This window comes from Colwellia sp. TT2012 (assembly GCF_001440345.1).
Lineage (GTDB): Bacteria > Pseudomonadota > Gammaproteobacteria > Enterobacterales > Alteromonadaceae > Colwellia.
The window spans coordinates 1-1,080 of the sequence record NZ_LJYX01000071.1 but is presented as its reverse complement, the minus strand read 5'-3'; the positions used below and the strand labels follow the sequence as shown (position 1 = coordinate 1,080).

General features: G+C 59.9%; 2 protein-coding genes. One reads left to right on the top strand and one right to left on the bottom strand.

The window, feature by feature from the left end:
- Window positions 1–156: 156 nt before the first annotated feature.
- Window positions 157–714: a DNA-3-methyladenine glycosylase I gene (locus ASU03_RS18695; protein WP_032857147.1), complete on the bottom strand. Its 558-nt coding sequence runs from the start codon at window positions 712–714 to the stop codon at window positions 157–159.
- A gap of 102 nt (window positions 715–816) precedes the next feature.
- Between ASU03_RS18695 and ASU03_RS20185 the strand changes: the two genes are divergently transcribed.
- Window positions 817–1,080, top strand: a 264-nt coding sequence (locus ASU03_RS20185) for a glycine--tRNA ligase subunit alpha (RefSeq protein WP_231731643.1), incomplete at its 3' end; no start/stop codon positions are given.

Sequence of the window (1,080 nt, the reverse complement as noted above, 5' to 3'; positions counted from 1 at the left end):
GGGTTTTCCACATGATCCAGCCGATGGCCGTGCCAACCGCCTGGACGGCGCGCCAGGGCAGCAAGGCAAACAACCGAAGAGCGCCTACCAGCAAGGCGCCTTTTAACTTTTCCACAGGTCACTCCTGATGTTGTGCGGTGCGCAAAGTGCGCCATTCTACCCGGCGTTGACCAAGTCCGCGTAACGGTCGCAGTCCTGGGTGTGGTCCATGACCATGCCCGAGGCCTGCATGAACGCGTAGCAGATGGTCGGCCCGACGAACGTGAAACCGGCTTTCTTGAGGGCTTTGCTCATGGCCTCGGCCTGTGGCGTAATCGCCGGGACTTCGCTGCGGTCCTTGAAATGGTTGACCTTGGGCACGCCGCCGACAAACGACCAGAGCAACCCCACCGGGTCCTCCAGCGCCAGCCAGGCCGCGGCATTGCGCCGGGTGGCGTTGAGCTTGAGACGGTTGCGCACGATGCCCGGATCGAGCATCAATGCTTCGATCTCGGCGTCAGTCAGTTGCGCCAGGCGCTGCGCATCAAAACCAAACAAGACCTTCCGATAATGCTCGCGTTTGCGTAAAACGGTGATCCAGGACAGGCCCGCCTGGAACCCTTCGAGCAAAAGCAGTTCAAACAAACCCTGCGCATCGCGCAGCGGCGTTCCCCACTCCTGATCGTGATAAGCCATGTACAGCGGATCTTCAGAACACCAAAAGCAGCGTGGCATAAGGCTCCAGGGAGTGGTGGCAGGGCCGAATCGGGTATACTGCCGCCCTTTAAATCGCAGCCCAAGTAACAGGTGAATTTTGTGAGCCAGCCTACGCCAGCCGTGCGTACCTTCCAAGACTTGATCCTCGCCCTCCAGCAATACTGGGCCGAGCAAGGTTGTGTGGTCCTTCAGCCCTACGATATGGAAGTAGGCGCCGGCACTTTCCACACGGCAACATTCCTGCGGGCCATCGGCCCGGAAACCTGGAACGCCGCTTATGTGCAGCCCAGTCGTCGCCCGACTGACGGCCGCTACGGCGAAAACCCCAACCGCCTACAGCACTACTATCAATTTCAGGTAGTCCTCAAGCCGAACCCGGACAAC

Coding starts and splice junctions, on each gene's coding strand:
- ASU03_RS18695 (WP_032857147.1), bottom strand. CDS start 714: ATGCCACGCTGCTTTTGGTGTTCTGAAGATCCGCTGTACATGGCTTAT.